18 protein-coding genes are annotated in these 21,217 nt (G+C 54.1%); 3 read left to right on the forward strand and 15 right to left on the reverse strand.

Going from position 1 to position 21,217, the window contains the following annotated elements:
• Positions 1–645: 645 nt before the first annotated feature.
• From D1Y84_RS14040 to D1Y84_RS14065, 6 genes are all read right to left on the reverse strand, one after another.
• Complete coding sequence (locus D1Y84_RS14040; RefSeq protein WP_124849246.1) at positions 646–882, reverse strand: hypothetical protein; 237 nt, start codon at positions 880–882, stop codon at positions 646–648.
• Between the two features lie 263 nt (positions 883–1,145).
• A complete protein-coding gene (locus D1Y84_RS14045; protein ID WP_124849247.1) occupies positions 1,146–1,769 on the reverse strand; it encodes a metal-dependent phosphohydrolase in 624 nt (207 codons plus the stop codon).
• A gap of 81 nt (positions 1,770–1,850) precedes the next feature.
• Entirely contained in the window at positions 1,851–3,419 is a 1,569-nt protein-coding gene (locus D1Y84_RS14050) for a DHA2 family efflux MFS transporter permease subunit (RefSeq protein WP_124849248.1), read from the reverse strand.
• 701 nt (positions 3,420–4,120) lie between these two features.
• Positions 4,121–4,855, reverse strand: coding sequence for an SDR family oxidoreductase (locus tag D1Y84_RS14055; RefSeq protein WP_124849249.1), 735 nt, complete (start codon positions 4,853–4,855; stop codon positions 4,121–4,123).
• A gap of 80 nt (positions 4,856–4,935) precedes the next feature.
• Entirely contained in the window at positions 4,936–5,769 is an 834-nt protein-coding gene (locus tag D1Y84_RS14060) for an enoyl-CoA hydratase/isomerase family protein (RefSeq protein WP_124849250.1), read from the reverse strand.
• Positions 5,770–5,976: 207 nt separating this feature from the next.
• Complete coding sequence (locus D1Y84_RS14065; RefSeq protein WP_124849251.1) at positions 5,977–6,843, reverse strand: SDR family oxidoreductase; 867 nt, start codon at positions 6,841–6,843, stop codon at positions 5,977–5,979.
• Positions 6,844–7,059: 216 nt separating this feature from the next.
• On the opposite strand from D1Y84_RS14065, the gene D1Y84_RS18980 reads away from it, so the two are divergent.
• Complete coding sequence (locus D1Y84_RS18980; protein ID WP_370245810.1) at positions 7,060–7,173, forward strand: TetR/AcrR family transcriptional regulator; 114 nt, start codon at positions 7,060–7,062, stop codon at positions 7,171–7,173.
• Positions 7,174–7,477: 304 nt separating this feature from the next.
• Here the strand turns inward: D1Y84_RS18980 and D1Y84_RS18985 are convergent, their stop codons facing one another.
• From D1Y84_RS18985 to D1Y84_RS14115, 9 genes are all read right to left on the reverse strand, one after another.
• Positions 7,478–7,894 carry a helix-turn-helix domain-containing protein gene (locus D1Y84_RS18985; protein ID WP_124849253.1) on the reverse strand — a complete coding sequence of 139 codons (417 nt, stop codon included), beginning with the start codon at positions 7,892–7,894 and terminating at the stop codon, positions 7,478–7,480.
• A 104-nt stretch (positions 7,895–7,998) separates the two neighbouring features.
• On the reverse strand, positions 7,999–9,456 hold the full coding sequence (locus D1Y84_RS14080; protein ID WP_124849254.1) for an efflux transporter outer membrane subunit: 1,458 nt from the start codon (positions 9,454–9,456) through the stop codon (positions 7,999–8,001).
• Complete coding sequence (locus tag D1Y84_RS14085) at positions 9,453–12,587, reverse strand: efflux RND transporter permease subunit (protein ID WP_124849255.1); 3,135 nt, start codon at positions 12,585–12,587, stop codon at positions 9,453–9,455. The genes D1Y84_RS14080 and D1Y84_RS14085 overlap by 4 nt, the downstream gene beginning before the upstream one ends.
• An 8-nt stretch (positions 12,588–12,595) precedes the next feature.
• Positions 12,596–13,825 (reverse strand): efflux RND transporter periplasmic adaptor subunit, encoded by a 1,230-nt coding sequence (locus D1Y84_RS14090; protein WP_158615492.1) that lies wholly within the window; start codon positions 13,823–13,825, stop codon positions 12,596–12,598.
• A gap of 145 nt (positions 13,826–13,970) precedes the next feature.
• Positions 13,971–14,921: an isocitrate lyase/phosphoenolpyruvate mutase family protein gene (locus tag D1Y84_RS14095; RefSeq protein ID WP_124849257.1), complete on the reverse strand. Its 951-nt coding sequence runs from the start codon at positions 14,919–14,921 to the stop codon at positions 13,971–13,973.
• Between the two features lie 625 nt (positions 14,922–15,546).
• A complete protein-coding gene (locus D1Y84_RS18990) occupies positions 15,547–16,302 on the reverse strand; it encodes an MIP/aquaporin family protein (protein ID WP_370245811.1) in 756 nt (251 codons plus the stop codon).
• 567 nt (positions 16,303–16,869) lie between these two features.
• On the reverse strand, positions 16,870–17,580 hold the full coding sequence (locus D1Y84_RS14105; protein WP_124849259.1) for an SDR family NAD(P)-dependent oxidoreductase: 711 nt from the start codon (positions 17,578–17,580) through the stop codon (positions 16,870–16,872).
• A gap of 80 nt (positions 17,581–17,660) precedes the next feature.
• Positions 17,661–18,527 (reverse strand): SDR family oxidoreductase, encoded by an 867-nt coding sequence (locus tag D1Y84_RS14110; RefSeq protein ID WP_124849260.1) that lies wholly within the window; start codon positions 18,525–18,527, stop codon positions 17,661–17,663.
• Between the two features lie 125 nt (positions 18,528–18,652).
• Entirely contained in the window at positions 18,653–19,345 is a 693-nt protein-coding gene (locus tag D1Y84_RS14115) for an isochorismatase family protein (RefSeq protein WP_124849261.1), read from the reverse strand.
• A gap of 397 nt (positions 19,346–19,742) precedes the next feature.
• Here D1Y84_RS14115 and D1Y84_RS18995 point away from each other — a divergent pair, with 397 nt between their 5' ends.
• Together D1Y84_RS18995 and D1Y84_RS14125 are read left to right on the forward strand one after the other, a co-directional pair.
• A complete protein-coding gene (locus D1Y84_RS18995) occupies positions 19,743–20,054 on the forward strand; it encodes a metalloregulator ArsR/SmtB family transcription factor (RefSeq protein WP_124849262.1) in 312 nt (103 codons plus the stop codon).
• Between the two features lie 131 nt (positions 20,055–20,185).
• Entirely contained in the window at positions 20,186–21,109 is a 924-nt protein-coding gene (locus D1Y84_RS14125) for a GlxA family transcriptional regulator (RefSeq protein WP_233581583.1), read from the forward strand.
• The last annotated feature ends 108 nt before the right edge of the window (positions 21,110–21,217 follow it).

The following is a 21,217-nucleotide window of genomic DNA, read 5'->3' on the forward strand; positions in this document are numbered from 1 at the left end:
CAGACTTGTAGTGGCTAACCCCATCCTCGTGGCCGAGGGGCAGCCTCATACAGCCGTCCAAAACCGGGCACTCCGCCGTCTTCGCGCGCGCTCCGAGCATTCCAAAGTCGTGACTTTACAGACGCATTTATCACCCAAATGACTGCGTCATGCTCCACACTGCGGGCGAAGCCTCTCGAACTTACATCATCTAGATGTACTTAGCCCAATAAGAAATGCGGGGACTCTGTACTAAACGCATCTCTAGAGGGTTTAAATCCTTGAGCCATGTGGTCTGTTCGGCCAACTCCGGCGGCAGAGAAGCCCACTAAAGGTTGCGTATCTGCATGGCACCTCAACGCTAGCCGCTAAGTCCCGGTTTGAGGGTTAGCTCAAAAGGAGGAGCATTTGGATGGCCAGTTGCGTGTTGGACGCATTATGCGAGGCAGGGAACCTACTTCGACATGGTTTGTCTCTGTTAGAGATCGGACCGCCACGCCAATCAACTCTGATCATCCAGTTCATTTTTCCAATAATTCGGTAAACTGCACATCAAGGAAGTTGCCAGTGTAGCGCAACGGCCTAGGCGATCTTCCTTGGCCAGCCTGCAGCGGACACAAAGTAGATGGCGTCGTGCAGGTAAACGACGAAGACTACGCGCTGGACCTATTGCTTCGAGTAACGCCCGCTATCGGGAAAACTCTGAACAGCAGCACAATCCGGCTCGAGTTTTGCCTTCTGGATCGCAGCGCATACATCGCCGACATTTGCGTTTGGCAGAAGGAGTTCTTTGATGCCGCCTGCGAAGTGAATGTTTACACCGCCACCTTCACGGGCGACGTAATAAGCGATGGCGTCGAGGTGTATATAGTGACCACAAATATTGGCGAAATTCATGGCCATATCATACTCCTACTTTCCATGCTCGTGATTCCATGTATATGAAACGCGATAGAAGCCACTGGGACTTTCACCCGTGGAGAAGTCTACAGATTCCGAAATCGCCGTGTTCACACGCGACGGCAAGGTAAGAAGTCCCATTTAATATCTCAGCGTTCAAAGAATGAAGCGACCTCGGCTAGCTCCTGACGGGCCAGTGAAGCACTATGACCAACTCTTGCAAACGGCCCCGCAACTGACGCTCGGATGCACGGTCATTTTCCGTTTCAGTCGGCGAACGGGGCTCCGTCAATGACGCGTTTCGGGTCTGGCATCGTTATCCATGATTGATGGTGGGCCAAGCAGGTGCACAGGCCATATGAGTGCTTGTAGGGCTGCTTGGTTGCGATCTCCTTCTCCAGAAGAGAATAGAACCCGTTTTTGAATCCCATGCGCGGAAATCGACGGAGAATTTCTCGCACGCCATTCGAATCTAGGCCTGAATCCGCATCTCCGCGTACGTCGAAATAGATTCCTTTCTGTAGCAGTCGACTGGTGTCATCGCGGTAGAGATTGATGTCCCACTGGTGGAGAGCGATATTATCCCAGACGCGCCACGCCCGGTCATCCGCGACGCCCCGGCCTAGCAGAAACAGTCTTGCGGCGTTCGCGCCTTCGATTTCGAATCGATTTGATCCGCTCACGTAGTCGGTGAGGCCTAAGTCATGCAGAGCTGCAGATAAAAACAACAACTCTTGGTCTACCGCGCTCCCATCACGCTGCGCGAACAGTTCTGAGAACCAATAGCATCGCATCACATGGTTGAATAGCATCGTGCTCGAAACCGATCGAACAAACTGTTCCGCCTGAAGAGCTATGAAACTGCTAGCGGGCTTAATTTCGGTGATCATCTATATATCCTGAGCTTTCTGTTCTGATTGCCCGCGGTCATCCAGAAGTGGTCCCATCCACCTAACGGAGTGCCGGCACATTCAATGTGCTCCGGAAGGCGGATTACCTTTGACCTTTTGGAAACACCAAACCAGCGCAATACAAGCGAATAGAAGAATTGCTAGGTACCGGAAGAAATCGATAAATGACCATAGAAGGGCTTGGTGCCCTAACTGCAGGTACAACTGTCCCAATGCTGCTTGTGATGAGTTTTCAGATCTGACATGCAGCGCGAGATACTGTTCGAGCGCGATCAGCCTCTGCTGAAACGGGTCCGATGTTTGGGGGACAGAATTTACAATTTCATTTTGATGGAGGGCACTACGCCGAATGAGTAGTGTCTGGGCTAGAGAGATACCAATAGATCCGCCAATGTTCCGAATGAGGTTGTAGAGACCACTGGCGTTGCCGATCTCCTCCGGACGGAGTGTTCCGTACGAAGCAGTGTTGATGGGTACGAAGCAGAATGAGAAAGCAAAGCCTGTCGCAATGATGGGGATCAGCAGTGTCGTCGGGCCAACGTCCAGTGTAATGTTTCCGAAGTAAAGAGCTAACGTTCCAAAGAGCAGAAGGCCGAAGGTCAACAGGTAACGTGTATCAAGCCTCGCTCCCAGATAGGTGATGATGGGAAGTGCGATAATAGCACCCAATCCTCGTGGGAAAACAGCTACTCCAGCGTCGAACGCCGTATAGCCGAGCAGTTCCTGAAAGAACAAAGGGAGAGTCGTGATAAGCGAATAAAGTGCTATCCCGAAGGAGAAGATCAACAGAGACCCGACGACGAAGTTCCGATTCTGGAGTATCCGCAGATCGACGAGAGCGTTTCGGTTATGCAAGCAGTGAACGATAAACAAGATCAAAGCTACGGTCAATGCCAACAATGCCCACCGCAGCCAGACCGCCCCAAACCAACCATCCTCTTGCCCCTTGTCAAGAACGACTTGAAGGCAACCGGTCCACACGGTAAGGAGACCGAACCCTAGCCCATCGAATCTGCCCGCGATCGCGTTCTTGATATGCGGCGGGTCTTGTACGTAGCGCGCGATCATGAAGAGTGCGAGTGCCCCCACTGGCAGGTTTATATAGAACGCGTAGCGCCAACTGTAGGTGTCGGTAAGCCAGCCACCCAGAGTGGGGCCAACGACCGGTGCGACTACCACTCCCAGTCCGAACAACGCCATTGCGAGCCCACGCTTCGCAGGCGGAAAGCTCTCAAGAAGAATGGCCTGAGACAAAGGCTGCAAAGCTCCACCAGACGCACCTTGTGTAATTCGAGCAAGCAGCAAAAAAGCTAACGTCGGAGCAGAACCACATAAGAACGAGGCGAGCGTAAAGACTGCGACGCACGTCACAAGGAAGCGTTTCCGCCCGAAGCGGCGCGCAAACCAGTTGCTTGCCGGCAGAATCACAGCGTTTGCGACTAGATAGCTCGTCAATACCCAAGTGGCTTCGTCGTTTGAGGCTGATAGAGATCCTGCGATGTACGGTAAAGCGACGGAAGCGATCGCCGTATCAAGGATTTCCATAAAGGTTGCGAGCATTACAGCAGTTGCGATTAGCCATGGATTCGCTGTTGGCAGGCTGCTATCTCGCCCGAGTAGAGCCGACATGCTGTTGGATCCTTTCCTCTTTCAACTCTGGGCCAGGCAGCGCTCACCGCCAGAATGAGACGACAGTCAGGTAGGAAGATCTCTCTCCTTCGTGCATCGTTAACGAAGGGTGGCCCGGCGCAATTACAGCAAGAAAGAGTGGCAAAGCATATTGTCCATTGGTATGAGCCAACACTCTTGGCACTGTCTGCCTAACTTTTGGCAGTTGTGTGACAAGGCTAAGCACAGTGTGAGTGCCACTGCTGCCCTACTGAAGAACTCGTGTCAGCACGCTGGCGATCACGAATCCTCGATGGTATAGCCCCATACCATCGGGCAATGCCAACCTCAGTCTAAAAGAAGGATCATAGACCTATGCGAAACCGTATAACTCTGTGGTCGCTTGCGATGATGCATCAAATGCTTCCATGTGTGATGGCATTGTTGCGTGTTTTAACCCGCTAAGGTACCAGGATCCAGAGATCATGTGGGCGCCATCCTTGTGATTGCGAGACCGCGGCGTGCTTGCAGGGATGGCCTCGATGTGGAGACATAAAAACACAAAACGAGAGATGCGAAACCTAATTCGCATCGGGGAGACTGTCAAGTGTCCTCAGTGATCGCCGCAGAAGCCGCCGATCGAAGCGTTTCGCTTGGCTTGTATTCGTATGCCATCAATCCCGTGGCTGCTCCGGCCCGATGGAAGAGGGGTAGATCGGTGTTCAAAGAGGCCTTCGCGTGATCACGCGCAGTTCACCATCCGAGAAAAGTTGCGTCGCGCTCCAAGGCCGGCTCGTGTCAGACGCCATAAATAGGACGTTTTCGGCAGTTCTAGCAACTACCTGAGAGGTAAGCCGGTCGTGCTCACTGCTATCTTCTTCGTTGAGACTCGGCGGAACACGGAGGGGAAAGCCCTCCCGGGGACGTTGATCGTCGGCTTGGTAGGGCGTTACAACGTTTACGCGGATCCCGCGTGGCCCCAACACTGCAGCCCAGTGGTCGGCTACAGCTGCAAGTACGGCAAGGGCCAGCTTAGTGTGAAAAGCGGGCCTCACTTCGACGTGGGCGTCGAGTGGGCCACAGAAGACGATAGATCCACCGTTCCTTATGAGGGGATGCAGAAAACTTAGCGTATCCAAGATTGACGACGAGTATGCGTCATTAACAGAAGAAAGGGCTTCAGGTGTAGGCCCCATGTAGTTGTTGAAGACAATCGAGTCAAGCTTGCCAACGCCTTCCCCGACGAACGCAACGACTGTCGGCACGGTACGAACGGTGAGTTCGTCGACGCCCGTTTCTATCAGACGCTCGCAAGGACCAATTCGCTTGCTCTCGTCGTAGTCAGATTTGCCTATAGTAAGCACGCAGGCTCTCGAATCCAATAATTGTGTCACAAGCTCTTCGCCAAGCTTCGAAGTACAGTCTGCGATGAGCACAACCTTCCCGCTCAGATTCACGTCATCTCCCAACTCCTCAGCGAAACGAGAAAAATGACGGCGCTAGAAGCGCCGTCATCGTAATCGAATAGCTTGGCAAGCTAGCGGAAGTCTTCTTCTCGCCCAATCCGTTCGCCCATATTCAGTTCCATGTCACCGGGCTGCATGAAGCCCAGCGCTAAGAGGCGATCAAATCTCTCCCGAGTTTCGGGCCACACCTGGGTTCCAAGAAAGGCGTGGTTCGAGTTCCAGAGTTGAGCCTCTGTAGGGAATCCCGTTTTTACATTCACAAGTTTCTTGGCGAGCTCCAGTGGCTGTTTCAGGAAGCTCGCTACACGGCGCGCAAATCGATCCACAAAGACATCTAGTTCCTCGTCAGGAACTGAGCGGTTAATCCATCCATAGCGCTCGGCAGTGTCCGCATCGAAATCGTCAGCTCCACAGAGAATTTCGAGGGCTCTGGACCGGCCGCACAACTGCGCAAGCCATTCCGTACCTCCGCCTCCAGGCACGCATCCGACACCGACCTCGGGCTGCCCGAGGATGGCCTTCTCTCTTGAGGCGAAGCGAATGTCGCATGCGAGTGCCAATTCCGAACCTTGTCCCCGTGCACGTCCACGAATCTTCGCAATACTTATCACACGGGATTGTGCAAACCTAACCACCATTCTCGACCATGCATTGAACTCAGCGGCCCCTGGTTGATTGGGCATCACGTCTGCCCGAAGGAAGTCGTAGTGGGCGACGAAGAAATCAGGGTTCGTGCTTTCGAACACGATCACTTTGACGTTCTTGTCAGCATCCAGCGTGTCTAATAGCGCATTGAGCTCCGCAAACATCTCGGGATCATAGATGTTAATTGGTGGGTTGGTGATAGAGACAGCCCAGTACGCAGGAGTAGCTTTTGTGATTGTGAGCCGATCCGTTGTCATCATCGATAGCCTCCGTCCGCAGACAGCTCATTACATCAAAAACCACTTTGCGCAGCCATTATCCAAAGGTGTCGAACTAGTTGATTGTGGCAGTATTTGCCGCTCTGCCAAGATGAAGTGCGGGTACGCTCTACCGCAGGTAAGCGCCGCAAATACCAGAAGAAGAAGGTGACCTGACGATCACCCTCTTCTGCGGTCACTGGTTCACGTTTACGCAGTCTTCAGCACCTTCAGGCCTTCCATCTGTACTCCTTCGATCAACTGATTTTGAATGGGTTCAATTGCCGCATTTGCGGCGTCCGCTCCAAATGGAAGCCCCACAACGAGGCGAGCAGGACGGTGACCTGCGGGTGTTTCGATCAGCCTCAATATACCTGTGGAAACATCGTGTGGATCCGGGGCGCCGTGGCTGCTGAACAGATTGCTCAGGAATTCACCAAATGCTTTAGGGATCTCGGCGACTGGACCATACTCATTGGCGCGGGTAGCATCATCACCTGCGACCTCGGAGTAGAGATTCGTGGGATACGGACCCGGCTGAACAAGCACGACGTCGACACCGAGCTGTGAGAGCTCATACCGGTAGCTATCCGTCAGCGCTTCGACAGCGAACTTTGAGGCGCCGTAGAGGCCCATGAACGGGATGGTCACACGACCGAGGATCGAGCCCACATTTATCACAAGCCCATCTTTGTTCTTACGAAGGTTGGGAAGGACCGCTCGCAGTACGCGTTGAATGCCAACGACATTGACATCAAACATTTGTAGGGTTTGTTCAGAGGTAATTGTTTCTGAAATCCCATTGAATAACGCTCCGGCGTTGTTGATCACGACATCCAGCTTGCCACCGGTATTGCTGAAGAGGGAATCTATGGCATTGTCGACACTTGCGTCCTTCGTGACATCGAGTTCAATGACCTCTATGCCTGCAGCTTGGAGTTCCTTTGCGGGACCACTATGTTTGCTGTTTACCCCGCGCATGGTCCCAAAGACACGGTGGCCAGCGTGCGCAAGGGTGAGGGCTATATCTTTGCCAAAGCCGCTTGAAGTTCCGGTGACGAGGACAGTTTTCGACATGATCATTCCTTTCTGTAGGTGCTGGCTGCAGCCAGCAAGGTTTGTTCTGTGACCCTCTACAGCCAACTAATCTGTAGCGGCGATACAGAAGGGATACACTCCCTAGCTTTCAGACTCAGGGAATATGCGACGAGCGCTACACTAGTGCAGGGGAACGTCATTATGCCTGCTGGACGCCCAAGAGAATTCGATCGGGACAAGGCGCGGCAAAGCGCAATGCTCTTATTTTGGCGTAAGGGGTTTCACGCAATCTCGGTCTCGGCCTTATGCTCAGAGATGGGGATAGGCGTTACTAGCCTTTATGCGGCTTTTGAGAGTAAAGAAGTCTGATACAGAGAAGCAGTAAAGTGGTATATGCAAGTCTCCGAGTACTTGCTCTGGAATCACCTCAAGAACACTAGGAGTGTACGGGCCGGTACTGAAGCTCTCCTGATGGCTACCGTTAAGGAACTGACATCTGTAACCTTTCGCCCAAGCGGCTGTTTAGGGACACTCGCAACGAGCGACGAAGATACGCCGGTGTCGGTGTCCAGAGTGATCCGCGCGGCCAGGATGAGCTGGTTCAAAGCGATCGTTCAGAGCATCGGAATCCAGTCCCACGATGGAGCGTCGGCATCAGCTCTGGAAGCGATGGTTAAGGAGGAATGGCCGTGTGGCCGACGGCGCCCTCGCCAAATTGACACTCGATCAAGGAAGTACTTGGCTTAGAGAACTTCTGATCAGCGATGGTTCCGTGGCTGGTATCGCTTTCATTCGTGATTCTTCTCACTGCGAGCTCGATTCTTTCCTTCCATGGCCCAGAGAGCGAGTATTCAACCGACCTATTTCTAGGGCTGAGGTCGGAGCGTCGGATCCATCCGAGATCCTCAAGGGCATGCAGGGTATCAATGAGCACCTTTTTACGTGCGTTCGGCATACACCGGCCGAGGGTACTGAGCCTTTGAGGGCTGACGCAAAGATTACGGACGACATCGAACCTCCATTTACCTCCGAATAAGGCCCTGATGAGATCGACTTCCGAGTTCACTTCCGGCGCTGTTCGCATACCCATTGCCTTTCAGATTTCAGCGATTGTGAGGGAGGCTGGCCTGCGGACCGCTCGCTGTAATTAGCAGGGTGCAAGAGAAGGAGATTCAAGTCGCCCATTCATTTATGTTATTTGGGGGCCTGCCACCCTCCGCCAAACGAACGGAAGACGAGTACAGCTGCTCTAGCTGTATCCGCACGGTTGGCAACAAGCTGGTCTTGCGCAACCAGCAACTGTCTATCCGCGTCAAGAACGTCGGTGAGTGTGATAGACCCGGCGCGATAGGCCTGCTGTGATAGATCGCGAGCTTGCGTGAGGGATTGCACTTCCGCTTGAACCTCAGTATCGAAAGCCTCGGTCTCCGCAAGCCCTGCGATTGCGTTCTCTACGTCTTCAGCAGCCTTCAGAACCGTTTGCCGATACGTAAGAAGGGCTTCAGCGTTAGCGCCGCGCGCCTGTTTTACTTCCGCCCCGACCCGTCCAAAATCAAAGAGTCGCCACCGCAGTCCGGCTGTCGCGGCCGGTTGAAAACTAGCTGCGGTGAAAAGGCTTCCGGAGTTTAAGCTATCGAAGCCAAGAACACCCGCGAGTGAAACCTTTGGGTAGTACTCGGCAACGGCGACGCCGATGCGTTCGTTCGTCGCGGCCAGCTTTCGCTCGGCGGCTATGATGTCGGGGCGGCGACGTAGTACATCTACAGGTTGTTGGTTCGTCATCCGTGGAATCAAAGGCACCGGAGTGACATCCTCCAATTCACGCGCATATGTTCCAGGTTGAGCTCCCATCAAGACGTCCAAACGATTCAGCTGCCGTTCAAGGGCGAGTTGTAAGGGTGGAAGCGTCGCGTGTGCTTGTTGCAGAAGCGCTTGTGCCTGCGCGATCTCTCGCTTGGTGGCAGCACCTGCGTCATAGCGGTTGTGAACCAGTTTGAGCAAATGCTCATCAGTGTCGATCTGACTTCTGGTAAGCGCGATTTGGGCCTGATATCCACGCACCTGAAAATACGCGTCCGCCGCGTCCGCCGTGACGATAATCCGGGTGCCGATGCGGTTAGCTTCTGCAACCTGAACTTCATCCCTCGCCTCGGCTGCGTTATGCCGTATACCACCTGCAACGTCGAGTTCCCAACTGGCGGCAGGACCGACGGTGTACTCACGAATGTTTCGGCGAAACGAGGGGACGCTGCGAGAGATAGTACCGAGATTGCCATCCAAGCTCTGATGTTCGATGGTGGCGGAAGCATCGAACTCCCCCGTTGGGTAGAGGCGTGCAGCCGCGCCGCCGGCTGCTGCACGCGCCTGGTTGACACGTTCAAGTGATGCCGCGAGGTCGAGGTTTTGAGCAAGGGCCCGTCGAACAATCGTTACCAGCTTCGCATCACTAAAGCCCGACCACCATTCGTCTAATGTCGTCGATGAAGTCTCTCTGGCATCTGTATCGTTCAGCCTGTTGTGGAAGGGCGCCATCTCCGCTCCTGGAGGCTTTGGTGCTCTATACTTCGGCCCCACCGAACAGCCTTGGAGAAATAACGCGAGTACCAAGCCACTCAGCATGGTAGTTGCAACGAAAGAGCCAGACCGATTCATGCTTTTCCCCCTTTTTTCCGGACGAGTGCATAGAACGCAGGAGTGAAAAGAAGGCCGAACATGGTCACGCCTAACATTCCGGAGAACACCGTAGTTCCTAAGGACCGTCGCATCTCAGAACCTGCCCCCACTGCGATGGCGAGTGGAAATACGCCGGCGATAAACGCAAACGAGGTCATAAGGATGGGGCGCAGTCGGACCTGCGCAGAATGAACTGCAGCTTCCTGCGCGCCCACACCATCGTGATCTTGCCTCTGTTTCGCAAACTCGACAATCAGAATTGCGTTCTTGGCGGCGAGCCCAAGCAGGACCACAAAACCGATCTGAGCGAGGATGTCGATGGGCATCGCCCTGATATGGAGTCCGGTCGTCGCCGCAAGGAGACACATCGGCACGATCAAAACGATTGCAAGGGGAATCTTCCAACTCTCGTACTGAGCTGCGAGCACAAGGAAGACGAACAGGGCTGACGCACCAAAGATCGCGACAGTTGGGATGCCCTTCTTTGCCTGCTGATACGCAAGATCCGTCCACTCGAAAGAGATCCCTGGTGGTAGGTTCTCGTTTGCCAACGTTTCAATGCGTTTCAGGGCAGCGCCCGACGAGACGCCCGCCGCGGGTTCACCCATCACCTCCGAGGCGGGATAAAGGTTATAGCGGGGCACGCGATAGGGGGTCGTCTTCTCTTTGAACGATGCGACAGTGCTGATTGGAACCATGTCACCATTAGCGTTGCGTACCTTTAAACGACCGATCTCGTCCGTTGTCTGTCGAAATTGCTGATCGCCCTCGACAAAAACCGGGTAGGTTCTACCGAGAAAGTTGAAGTCGTTTACGTACTGTGAGCCCATGTAGAGTTCGAGCGTCGGAAAGACATCAGATGTTGACAGTCCGAGTTTCTCCGCTTTCTCGCGATCAATATCGACATAGACGCTTGGGGAACCAGCGTTGTAGAGAGTGAAGACGCCTGCAAACGCGGGATCATGATTCGCTGCGTTGACGAGTTTGTTGGTCGCCTCTGCCAAAGCCTGCGGTCCAAGCTCCGCACGATCTTCGAGCATCATCTTGAAGCCGCCGGCTGAGCCAAGTCCCTTGACGGCTGGTGGGTTCACCACCAAGATGTTGGCACCTTTGAAACCGGCGAATTTCTTTCGAAGGGCGGTCACCATGTACGCTGCGTTTACACCATCAAGATGCTCACCATATAAAGAAGGTAGAGACGTGAAAACAGTTCCTACGTTCGGAGCGATGGTGTTCGTTGTCACGTCCAGGCCGGTCACTGGGGAGGTGTGCTTGCTGCCATAAGTGTTGAGGGTAAGGTCATTCACTTCGCGCACGACTTCGTCAGTCCGCGCCAAACTTGATCCGGGCGGGAGCTGACACACGATAGCCAGATAGCCAATATCCTGCTGCGGAATAAAACCAGTGGCCATCCTCGACATCTGCAGCCCCGTCAGCCCAATGAAAGCCAGATAAACGACAAACACTACGCCTGTCACCCGTACAAAGCGGCTCGTAAGATTGCCATACCTCTTTGACAGCCACTCAAAAGCAGCATTGAACCGCGAGAATATCGGGCGAGTGATACGAGATACTCCGGTCCGCTCGCCATGTTCCGTTCCAGTTGGGTGTGTCTTCAGAAGCACAGCGCACAACGCCGGGCTGAGAGTAAGCGAAACGAAACAGGAGATGATTGTTGATCCTGCGATGGTTATGGCGAACTGTTTAAAAAAGAGCCCTGGTATCCCAGAGATAAAGGCTACAGGCACGAACACGGCACATAGGGTTAACGCGATCGCAACAAGAGCCGTTGACACTTCGTTCATGGTCTCATGGGCAGCCTCTAATGGACTCAGACCACGAGCCATGTTGCGTTCCACGTTTTCAACTACGACGATGGCATCGTCGACAACAATTCCAACGGCCAGCACAAGTCCAAACAATGATAGGTTGTTTACGGAACCGCCGAGGATGGTCAGGATCGTGAAGGTGCCAATGAGAGATACCGGAATGGCAACAACCGGAATGAGGGTCGCCCGCCAACTCTGTAAGAACACGTACACCACGAAAACTACAAGCAAGATTGCGATGAAGACGGTAACGATGACCTCGTGAATTGACTGACTCACAAAGGTAGTAGGATCGTAGATATGCAAATAACCTACGCCAGAAGGGAAGGTCTTTGCGGCATCCGCCATTTTCGCCCAAATGGCATGCTCGAGTTGAACGACGTTTGCATCGGGTGTCGGGACTACAAAGAATGGCGCGCCCGGATGACGATCTGCGTATCCAAGTGAACTATAGTCTGCAGCACCGAGTTCTGCGCGACCGATGTCCCGGATCCTCGTGATCCGTCCTTGCGGATCGTTCTTGACGATGACATCTTCAAATTGTTGAGGGGTAGTGAGTCTTCCTAAAGCTTCGATATTGATCTGGTAAGCGCCCCTTGTTGCAACCGGAGGCTGGTTCAACACGCCAGCGGAAATCTGGGCATTCTGCGCTCTGAGCGCCGCAAGGATCTCGGTGGCAGAGATGTTGTAAGCCGCGGCCTTGTCGGGATCAACCCAGATACGCATTGCATACTGACGGTCACCAAAGAGCTGGAAATCAGAGACTCCAGGCAGCCTAGCGATTTCGTCTCGTATGTGAATCATGTAGTTCGAGAGGTACTCAGGAGATCGAGAGCCGTCGGGCGAATAGACGTGAACACCCAGCAAGAGATCATCGATCGCTTTCTTGGTTTGCACGCCTTGAAGCTGAACCTCCTGCGGGAGACGAGACAACGTGTTCTGTACGCGTGTCTGAGTAAGAAGTAGGTCTGTGTTAGCGTCGCTACCAATCTTGAAGATTACCGTCAAGGTCAGCTGGCCATTGCCTGTCGACTGGCTAGTGATGTACTCCGAACCTTCCACACCGTTGATGGCCTGCTCGAGGGGAGTTGCCACCGTTCGTGCGATTACATCTGCGGACGCCCCTGGATAGAGTGTGGTTACCCTGATGGTAGGTGGAACGATGTTGGGGTACTGCGCAATCGGTAGCGAAACCATGGTGGCAAAGCCGGCCAGAACGATAAAAACGTTCAAGACAATCGCAAAACGAGGATGCTCGATGAAAAAATGAGGAAGTGTCATGGCTTTTCTTAGTTGCTCCCATCATCTGAACCTACGGTGATAGAGCCATCCTTCGTCGACACTTTGGTATCAGGACGAACGGGGGGACCGCCAATGATTACTCGATCCGAAGCCGAAAGACCGCTGTATACAACCCGCAACCCGTAACGCAACGCGCCTGTTTGTACTTTCTTGGTCCTCACGATCCCATCGGGAGCGACCACAAGGATCATTCGATCAGTCTGGTCCGCAGTTACAACCGAATCGGGCACTAGAAATACTTCGCGCGAGGACTGAAGGTTGAGACGAACCCTTCCAAATTCGCCAGGTGTTAAAAGAAGGTCCTCATTGGGAACGGTGGCACGAGCATGAATCGTGCCGCTGGAACGATCGAGAGTGTTATCGAGGAAATTGAGCGTTCCCTGGCGAGCGAAGGAGCTTTCGTCACTTAGAGCGATGTCTACCTTGTTACGGAGTGCGTCTTTGTGGATTGCGCGCTCACGTCCGAAACTGAGATAGTCCCCTTCACTCATATCAAAGTTGAGATAGATAGGATTGGTGGAGACAATCGTAGCCAAAAGAGTAGTAGAACTGCCGCCGATCCGGTTTCCGGATACAAGATTTCCAACCGAAACAAGGTGCGTACCCATGCGGCCCGAGAACGGTGCAAAGACATGCGTGCGGTCTAGATCGAATTTGGCGTCGCGAACCAGAGCCTCAGCTTCGTTCAGCGCAGCCTGCGCTGAACGTAGCTCCGCCTTGCGTTGTTCTACGTTCTCAATGGTACCTGCGTCTGTCTGTTGGAGCGTTTGGGCCCGGTCCAACTCAGTACCTGCAAGTTCGAGACGGGCCTTAGCACTGGCGATTTGGGCATTTCCCTGATCAAGCCTGATTTGATAAGGCGTGGGATCAATCGTAAATAACAGGCTACCCTTACGGACGATGTCTCCGTCTTTGAAACCTATAAAGGTGAGAGTGCCACCAACTTGTGCGCGGAGTTCGACTTGATCGACAGCGGAAAACTGCCCAAGAAATTGTAGTCGGCCGTGGAGCTGCTTGTGGACTGGTTGACCGACGACAACTGTAGGTGTCGGAGCAGCGGCAGTGGCGGCTTCCCCGTGAAACAGCCGTGAACCAACAACGACGGCAGCGATCACGATCATGACTAAGGCGCCAATTCCCAAATATGACTTGTGCCCATGTTTGGCCGGTTCTTGCTCACCGGTGTTCCCGGTCGTCTGCGTGATTGTGTGTTCCATGTCTTCCCCTGCACGTTCCGTGTGCGTATCGTTTGGTACAGTCTGAAGATTCTTCAAGCGGTCGTAATTCTCAGCGCCAACGCGAGTCAAAGGGCTTAACAGGTGTCGCATGTCTGGTCGCCGCGACACCTGCCTACGTCCGGCACTAGTTAAGTGCGGCTCGCGCAGCTTGTTCGAGTGCTCGCAGGGATTCGATGTAAGGCCCTGCGCCGTAGCTGATGCGTGCAACACCGATGTCTGCGAGCAGTCGCACAGTCTCTGGTGAATCAGTGAGGATGTTTATGGGAAGGGAAGATTGTTTTGTTAGTTCGGCAATGAGATCCACCGCAGCAAGCCCTGGGACGAAGAGGCCGCTGGCGCCAGCCTCAGCGTATGCATGAGACCGCTCAATTAGTCTGGCTAACAGAGCCTCATCGTGAGGCACCGAAGGCCCTTGGAAAAAGAGGTCCGTCCTGGCGTTGATAAAGAAAGAGACCTTACTCTCAGAGGCAGCTCGGCGGGCGCTACGAATTCGCGCAGCTTGAAGCAATGCGTCTCGAATAGAGCCAGTGCCGGGAAGTCTGTCTTCGATATTGCAGCCGATGGCACCAGCGCCGATCGCCAAGGAAATGCTTCGGCTCACAGCTTCAGGTGTTTCGCCATAGCCGCTTTCAAGGTCGAATGAAACCGGAAGGTCGACCGCTGCAGCAATTTCTCGGAGATTTCGGATCGCATCCTCATAAGGGATTCGTTCACCATCTTCGGAACCGTGGGCCTTAGCCACAGCCCAACTGCTCGTTGCAATCGCCTTTGCTCCGGCTTTAGCAACTGTCTGTGCGCTCCCTGCGTCCCAGACGTTGTATAGCACGACCGGATCTCCCGGCACGTGAAGCCTTGAGAAGGCTTCAGCTTTTGAAGCCTGAACGTCTCCGACGATATTCGTTGTTAAGCCTGCCACGTTGAATCTCCTTTTCACTAACGCTTGCAAGAGTTGTAATGCGCGATAAATGTCTCGCCTGGTCCTCAGCTCGCTATGGCTGCCACTTCCAAGCGCGATTCCGTTCGTGCCACCATGACAGAATGTGGTCGCTTGGATGTCGATGCCGCTTGGCGACATTGTCAGCCTTTTACGCGTGCACCTTCGTGTGAGTATGCTGCTTGCTGTTCTTCAACTTGTCGAGAACCGCGCATCGTTGTCTACACCCATGCTTGTCTCCACACCTGTTTCCTCATGCCGCGGCGTCAGCTGCAACAAGCGCCTTGGCGGACCCTTCCTAAACGTTGTCGGGTGCACCGCATCTGTGGACCTCACACTACCGGCTCTCCTGACGATCCAAGAGGCCCGTGTGCTAGGGCTTACGCGTGATTTGCTTCACAAGCTGCCGGATCGCCGCCGAGGGAAGGCAGGCCACCGTCAGGAAGCCGAAAAATATCATTAAACCCAATGTTTCCACTACCAGCCGAAATGTAGCCATGCCGCGCCTCTATCCTTCATTGTTATGCGCTGCCAGGCCACCGCAGCATCGAACCTACGCTCTGCAGCCGACCTCGCGCACCGTGGCCAACCGTAGCCGCTGACTATGTCCCATACCCGATCAGCAGATGAGCGGATGTGAAGCTCGACGAACATCCTTAGGACGCTCATCTAAACAAGAAGATTTGACATTTAAAGGGCAATTTCTGCCAAGAGTAGGGATCTTGTATGGAGTACAGATCATGTTGCAAAGCCTGATGGTGACTCTCTATGTCGGGCTGCTGCCTTCCGAGTCTCGGCGCGGCTGATGACCGCAATGGATGCATCGGACGGTATCCGGGTGCAGCAACTTCGCGCAACTGAGAGGATCTCGGGCTGGAGCTTCTGGCCAAAAGTGGCGGTGGACCTCCGCGGCTATCAACATCCCCAGGAGCGGTCCGAACAAATAGATCCATAGGTGTTGCCATACGCGGCCTGCAAACGCAGTGGCTAGTGTTCGCGCAGGATTCATGCTCGTTCCTGAAATTGGCGATTCAACGGTAATCAGGATCGCGATGAGGGCGCCGACAGCCACACCTGTAAAGGCAATCCGCCGAGAAGACCGGATAAAGAACAGGATAAGCGCCATGAGGAGCGCCGAGATAAGCGTCTCGGCGAGAAATGCCATAAAGTCTCCGCTCGGTCCGGGGACAGTGACCGCATAATGAACCGGAGGATTCCTGAACGAACTCCCGACTGTGAGCAGGATGCCCATGACTCCCAGAAATGCTCCGACAAAGTGCGATAGGACGTAAAAGAAAGCGTTCCACGGCTGAATGCGCCGCAAGCGCAAAAACGCGATCGTGACTGCAGGATTCAGATGAGCCCCAGATCGTTTTCCCCAAGGCGATTGGATTATTACACTCACTACGACACCGATAGCAGCGGCAAGGATCACAAGGCGCGTCCGATCGTCTGGAATGGACCTGAACAGAACGGAAGTTGGAGACTCCAGCACAACTATTAGTAAACACACCAAAAACATAAAGGCCCCGATGAGACATCCTTCGATAAGGTACTCAGGCCAGTTGTTGCGTAATGATGTCCTGGCAGTCAAAGTGAGCCTCCTTCCTCTTACATTCCAATCGAGCCCGCAGTGGGTTGGTTTAGGTGTGCATCAGGGAGGGGGCGCAACCATGCGGGATCGACTTCCACGCGCTCTGTCCAAGAAGTGAAAAACGGGGCACGAGCGACCGATCACCTTCCTTCAGGTGGTGAACACCCTGACCCATCGCGGATGCCCGGCCCACGCTTGAATACCTAATACAGGCGCCAGTCGAGAGCGATGTGCGTAGCCACCCGGCGACCATATACAAAGCGGATGGCGCCATTAGGACCGCTTCGACTCCGATGACGATCTTATTTGCATTAGGCGAACCGACTTCGGCGACATCGACGAGCCTCACAACCTGATGCGAGTCACCTTAGGCGGTTAGTCGAATGCTTGTCGTAAAGTCTTCATCGCTTTTCTCGACAACAATGCTGCCCGTATGACGACTGCGGGCAGCGATCTTGAAGAGAAGAGTTGTCACAGTGAAAGCCTATACAGCATTCAATGCCCAGCGGTGCGACCACCATCGACATAGTGAATTTCGCCTGTCACGTAATTCGCATCCTCTAGGTAGTTCATGGCGCGCACTACGTCCTCGATCTTGCCGTTGCGGTTCATCGGCGAGAACCAACGTAGATCATCTGGGTTAGAGTTCTTGTGCAATGGGGTTTCAACGATACCGAGAGAGATGGTATTGACCCTGATATTGCTAGATGCAAGTTCCATCGCCAGGCCACGCGTTGCAGCGACGCAAGCACCCTTAGATAGGGATGCAAGAACCGCGGGAACGGTCTGCAGCGCGTGCTCAACAAGGCTGGTTGAAATCTGCACGATGTGACCACCTCCCTGCTTCTTCATGGCAGGCACGGCTACCTGAGTCGCGAAAAAGACACTATCAAGGTTTGTTCTCATCACTTCACGAAAGAGATCTTCCGAAATCTCCTCGACCTTGCCGGGGCGCCAAATGCCAGCGTTGTTGATGAGGGTGTCGACTCGGCCATATGTATCGATCGCAGTCTGTACCACTCTTCGAGCTATAACAGGGTCTCCGATATCACCGGGGATCGTGATGTAATCCGGAGTGTTGGAAGGAGCAATCTCCCGTGCATTACCAACAGCGCGCCAACCGCGCGCAAGGTAGGCCTCGACAAAGGCTTTGCCCAACCCAGAGGACGAACCGGTGACGACAACAACTTTGCGTTCTGTGCTCATTGAATGATCTCCCGATCTTGCTGCCACCCGACGATGACATGACAAGGCATAGCTTTTAGAAGGATAGAAGCCGCCTGCGATTACTTTAGGGCCGCCAGTTGATCGAAACCGAAGCCGTGAACTAGTGCTGCTTGGATGGGCTCAAGGGCAGTATTTGCAGTATCGGCCCCGAATGCAGCGCCTACCGTTACCCGAGCGGGTCGGTTACCAGCAGGAGTCTCAACTAGCTTCGCGAGTTCCTTCGCCACTTCGTGTGGCTCGGGCGCATTGCCGCTATGAAAAAAACCGCCAAGGACCTCCCCGATCTTTGCGGGAAGCGCCGCGACGTCTGCATATCCGCTTGCACGCTCGGGATCTGCTGGCTGCTGTGGAGCGGCATATAGATTCGTTGCAAACGGTCCTGGCTGGACTAAGACGACGTCGATTCCGAGCTGGGATAGTTCGTAACGGTAGCTGTCAGTGAGCGCCTCAAGTGCGTGCTTTGAGGCCCCGTAGAGGCCGACAAAGGGAATTGTGAGTCTACCTAGGATCGATCCTATGTTGATGATGAGCCCGCTGTGACGCTTCCGCATGTGCGGCAGCGCAGCCCGAATTACACGTTGAACACCGAAGACATTGACCTCGAACATGTTCTTGAGCTGGTCAGGCGAGAATGTCTCAGATATGCCCGCAAAGAACACGCCAGCGTTGTTAATCAAGACGTCCAGTTCACCACCAGTCTCAGCAAGCAAGGCGTTGACGGCAGCATCAATGCTCGTTTCTCTTGTGACGTCAAGCTCGAGCGTTTCAATTCCCACCGACTGGAATTCGGCGACAAGTGTGGCCGCCGCCGTCGCGTTTAGATCTCGCATGCTTGCAAATACGCGATGTCCTGCTTTAGCTAAAGTCTTTGCAGAATCGGCTCCGAATCCGCCAGATGCCCCCGTGATGAGGATTGTCTTCGACATGGGTTGTACCTTTCATGGTTGTACTTGGCTTGCTTTCGACGACGCTAGCGCTGAAGGTTACGCGACCCTCGGCGCTACACGCTATCCCTGCTTATTGCGGGAGGAGGGAGGATAAGGCGGCAAACTTAAGCCGTCGCCGCTTCTTTCATCTTGTGAATGGCTTCTTGCGTTGTCCACAGAGCGTTGGCCATGAAGCGATAGTTCACCATTGCCGCCTGGTAGCCGTCGCCCTCTTCATTCTTTGGAGCCGCGACCGCGTCGCGAATCATCGCTACTTCCATTCCGGCTTCGATAATGTCTCGCATATGTGACTCGAGACAGATGTTCGCAGCCGGACCGGCCATGATGACCTTTTCCACTTTGCGCATGCGGAGCTGCTTGATCATGTCGTTTGCTTCGCAACCGAAGTGTTTATGGGGTGAGGTATTGCAGGTGTGCCCATCCAGCAGGTACTTTTTGAAAGGCTCGTAGTAGTCGGCCCGGGAGCCTTCAAAGCCCTCGAGGTCAACTGGATCTTTGCGTCCGCAGAACCCGATTCCGCCAAGATAGTGCGCAATTGCTCCGCCTGGAACCACCCACTGAAAATCAGTGGGGTAATACCAGTGTGGAGAGTGAAGGATGTAGTAGCCCAGGTCCCGCGCCGCCTTCAGCAGTTGCTCGGTATGTTGGATCACACTACGCTCCTTGAGCGCGTCCGCGATCAACTCGTAGTAAGTACCGGGCCTCTCTTCAAAGAATTCATTTTGCATGTCGACCAACACCAGCGCAGTACGCTTGTGGTCGAGTGTCATGTCCGGATTGCGATGGGTGAAAAGCATCTGTAGGGCTCCTTAGCGAGGGAGCGACTGCAAGTCGCCCTCGATGCGTCCTTTGACAATGTTCTGAACCAGCTGGATATGCCAAAAAAAGCGCAAAAACTGACAGGTTTCTCCATTGCACAGGGGTCCCACAACATCTTCGATCGAACTGCCGACGATCCGCGGGTTCCTTTGCGATGCACTAAATGCCGATTAACACGTTCCTTTGCAGAGACTTGCATGATCAAAGCGGTTCTCACTTGCCTTCATGTACGCGGCGCTAGCTTTGTATCGGAAGGAAAAGCGGTCAGCCGACGAGCGAACCGGAATCATGTGACTATCTTTGCGTCTCGGTTATCAAAGGAACGAGAGACGAAGGTGAGGAATCAATCACCGAGTGAGGTCTGCTGGGACGGCGATGGATTCGATTGACGACCTACGTGCGTTGCGAATCGCAAGAGCGCTGGGTGACCCCACTCGCTTTGTGATTTACAGGCACATCATCGATGCGGGCGAAATGAGATGCGGGGATGTCGGTGTTGATACCCCCGTGCAGGCGTCGACCGTGTCGCATCATCTCAGAGTTCTCTCTGAAGCCGGTCTCATTGGATCACGGAGAGAAGGTCAAGGGGTCTATTACAGGGTGATTTCGGCGAGTCTTGGCGGGTACTTGCGGTTTATGAGAAATCTCGAACGGAAAGGTCGACTACACGCGAGCTCTCCCGTTTAGCGGTCGAGCTCCAGCAGCCTGGAATCGCATTCCTGTGCGGATGGCAGGTTCCCTGGTCACGCTTATCTATGCCCAAACACCTTCGCACCATCGTCTTTCTGATAGATTCTCCAGGAGACCTCTTGAGTCTGGTGGCGATGGCCTCCGTGTTCTCCTATCCAAAGATCGAGGGTAAACCCGCGTATCAAACAAGAATCTTATGCGCCGATGCGAAAGTCGAGGCTCACGGGCGCGGCGGGCTCGTCTTGAGCCATTGCATCCCGTACTCAGAATACTCGGGCTCAATCGACACTCTGGTGATCCTTGGCGGTGAGTCGGCATTTGCGGAGCCCAGACCCGAGGTTCTTCGTTGGATACGGAGGAGGGCGCCACATGTACAGCGCCTGGTCGGTGTGTGTGTGGGCGTATTTCTTCTTGCACCCACTGGTCTGCTTGATGACAAGGTCGTTACTACTCACTGGCACCACGCTCCAAAGCTCGCGGCTCTTTACCCTCACCTGAAGGTCGACAGAGATAGGGTCTTTATCAAGGATGGCAACGTTTATACGACAGCTGGGGTTACCGCGGGGATTGATCTCGCGCTCGAGATCGTGGAAGAAGATTTAGGGGGCAATGCCGCGGCGACTATCGCCCATACACTCGTGCTCTATTTGCGCCGTCCCAGCATGGAGACCCAATACAGCAGGTTGCTTGCTCAACAGGCGGATGTCCGGGGAACACCCCTAAGAGATCTGCCAGCCTGGGTGAAAGCGAATCTCACGGAAAAGCTGGATGTCAGCGCCTTAGCCAACTCGGTATCGATGACACCTCGCACCTTCGCGCGTCAATTCGAGGTGCATTTTCGAACAACGCCAGCGCGGTGGATTCAATCACTCAGGATCGAAGCCGCTTGTAGCCTTCTAGCAACCAAAGAACAGCCCCTGAAGATCATCGCGGGGCTCACCGGATTCAAGGATGAGCAGTCCCTGCGCCGCGCATTCATTCAACAGCTCAAACTCACGCCGAAAGAGTACCGTGATCGCTTCGGTAGCCTTAGGATGCCTGACACTGAATAGGTAAGCTCCCCTTAAACAGGTTTAAGGCATCCGTCTCGCCGGAAGCCCACTCCGATGAGTGACAGCTCGCCGTTATTCGAGGTGTCGCATATGCTGGTTAGTAAACCT

The sequence above is a fragment of the Acidipila sp. EB88 genome, assembly GCF_003858395.1.
Classification (GTDB): Bacteria; Acidobacteriota; Terriglobia; order Terriglobales; family Acidobacteriaceae; genus EB88.

Coding starts and splice junctions, on each gene's coding strand:
- D1Y84_RS14095 (WP_124849257.1), bottom strand. CDS start 14,921: ATGTCGCCAAGCGGCATCGACATCCAAGCGACCACATTCTGTCATGGT.
- D1Y84_RS14115 (WP_124849261.1), bottom strand. CDS start 19,345: ATGCTTTTCACCCATCGCAATCCGGACATGACACTCGACCACAAGCGT.
- D1Y84_RS14045 (WP_124849247.1), bottom strand. CDS start 1,769: ATGATCACCGAAATTAAGCCCGCTAGCAGTTTCATAGCTCTTCAGGCG.
- D1Y84_RS14040 (WP_124849246.1), bottom strand. CDS start 882: ATGGCCATGAATTTCGCCAATATTTGTGGTCACTATATACACCTCGAC.
- D1Y84_RS18995 (WP_124849262.1), top strand. CDS start 19,743: ATGGATTCGATTGACGACCTACGTGCGTTGCGAATCGCAAGAGCGCTG.
- D1Y84_RS14085 (WP_124849255.1), bottom strand. CDS start 12,587: ATGACACTTCCTCATTTTTTCATCGAGCATCCTCGTTTTGCGATTGTC.
- D1Y84_RS18980 (WP_370245810.1), top strand. CDS start 7,060: ATGCTCTTATTTTGGCGTAAGGGGTTTCACGCAATCTCGGTCTCGGCC.
- D1Y84_RS14090 (WP_158615492.1), bottom strand. CDS start 13,825: ATGGAACACACAATCACGCAGACGACCGGGAACACCGGTGAGCAAGAA.
- D1Y84_RS14110 (WP_124849260.1), bottom strand. CDS start 18,527: ATGTCGAAGACAATCCTCATCACGGGGGCATCTGGCGGATTCGGAGCC.
- D1Y84_RS14065 (WP_124849251.1), bottom strand. CDS start 6,843: ATGTCGAAAACTGTCCTCGTCACCGGAACTTCAAGCGGCTTTGGCAAA.
- D1Y84_RS14060 (WP_124849250.1), bottom strand. CDS start 5,769: ATGATGACAACGGATCGGCTCACAATCACAAAAGCTACTCCTGCGTAC.
- D1Y84_RS14080 (WP_124849254.1), bottom strand. CDS start 9,456: ATGAATCGGTCTGGCTCTTTCGTTGCAACTACCATGCTGAGTGGCTTG.
- D1Y84_RS14050 (WP_124849248.1), bottom strand. CDS start 3,419: ATGTCGGCTCTACTCGGGCGAGATAGCAGCCTGCCAACAGCGAATCCA.
- D1Y84_RS14105 (WP_124849259.1), bottom strand. CDS start 17,580: ATGAGCACAGAACGCAAAGTTGTTGTCGTCACCGGTTCGTCCTCTGGG.
- D1Y84_RS18985 (WP_124849253.1), bottom strand. CDS start 7,894: ATGGGTATGCGAACAGCGCCGGAAGTGAACTCGGAAGTCGATCTCATC.
- D1Y84_RS18990 (WP_370245811.1), bottom strand. CDS start 16,302: ATGTTTTTGGTGTGTTTACTAATAGTTGTGCTGGAGTCTCCAACTTCC.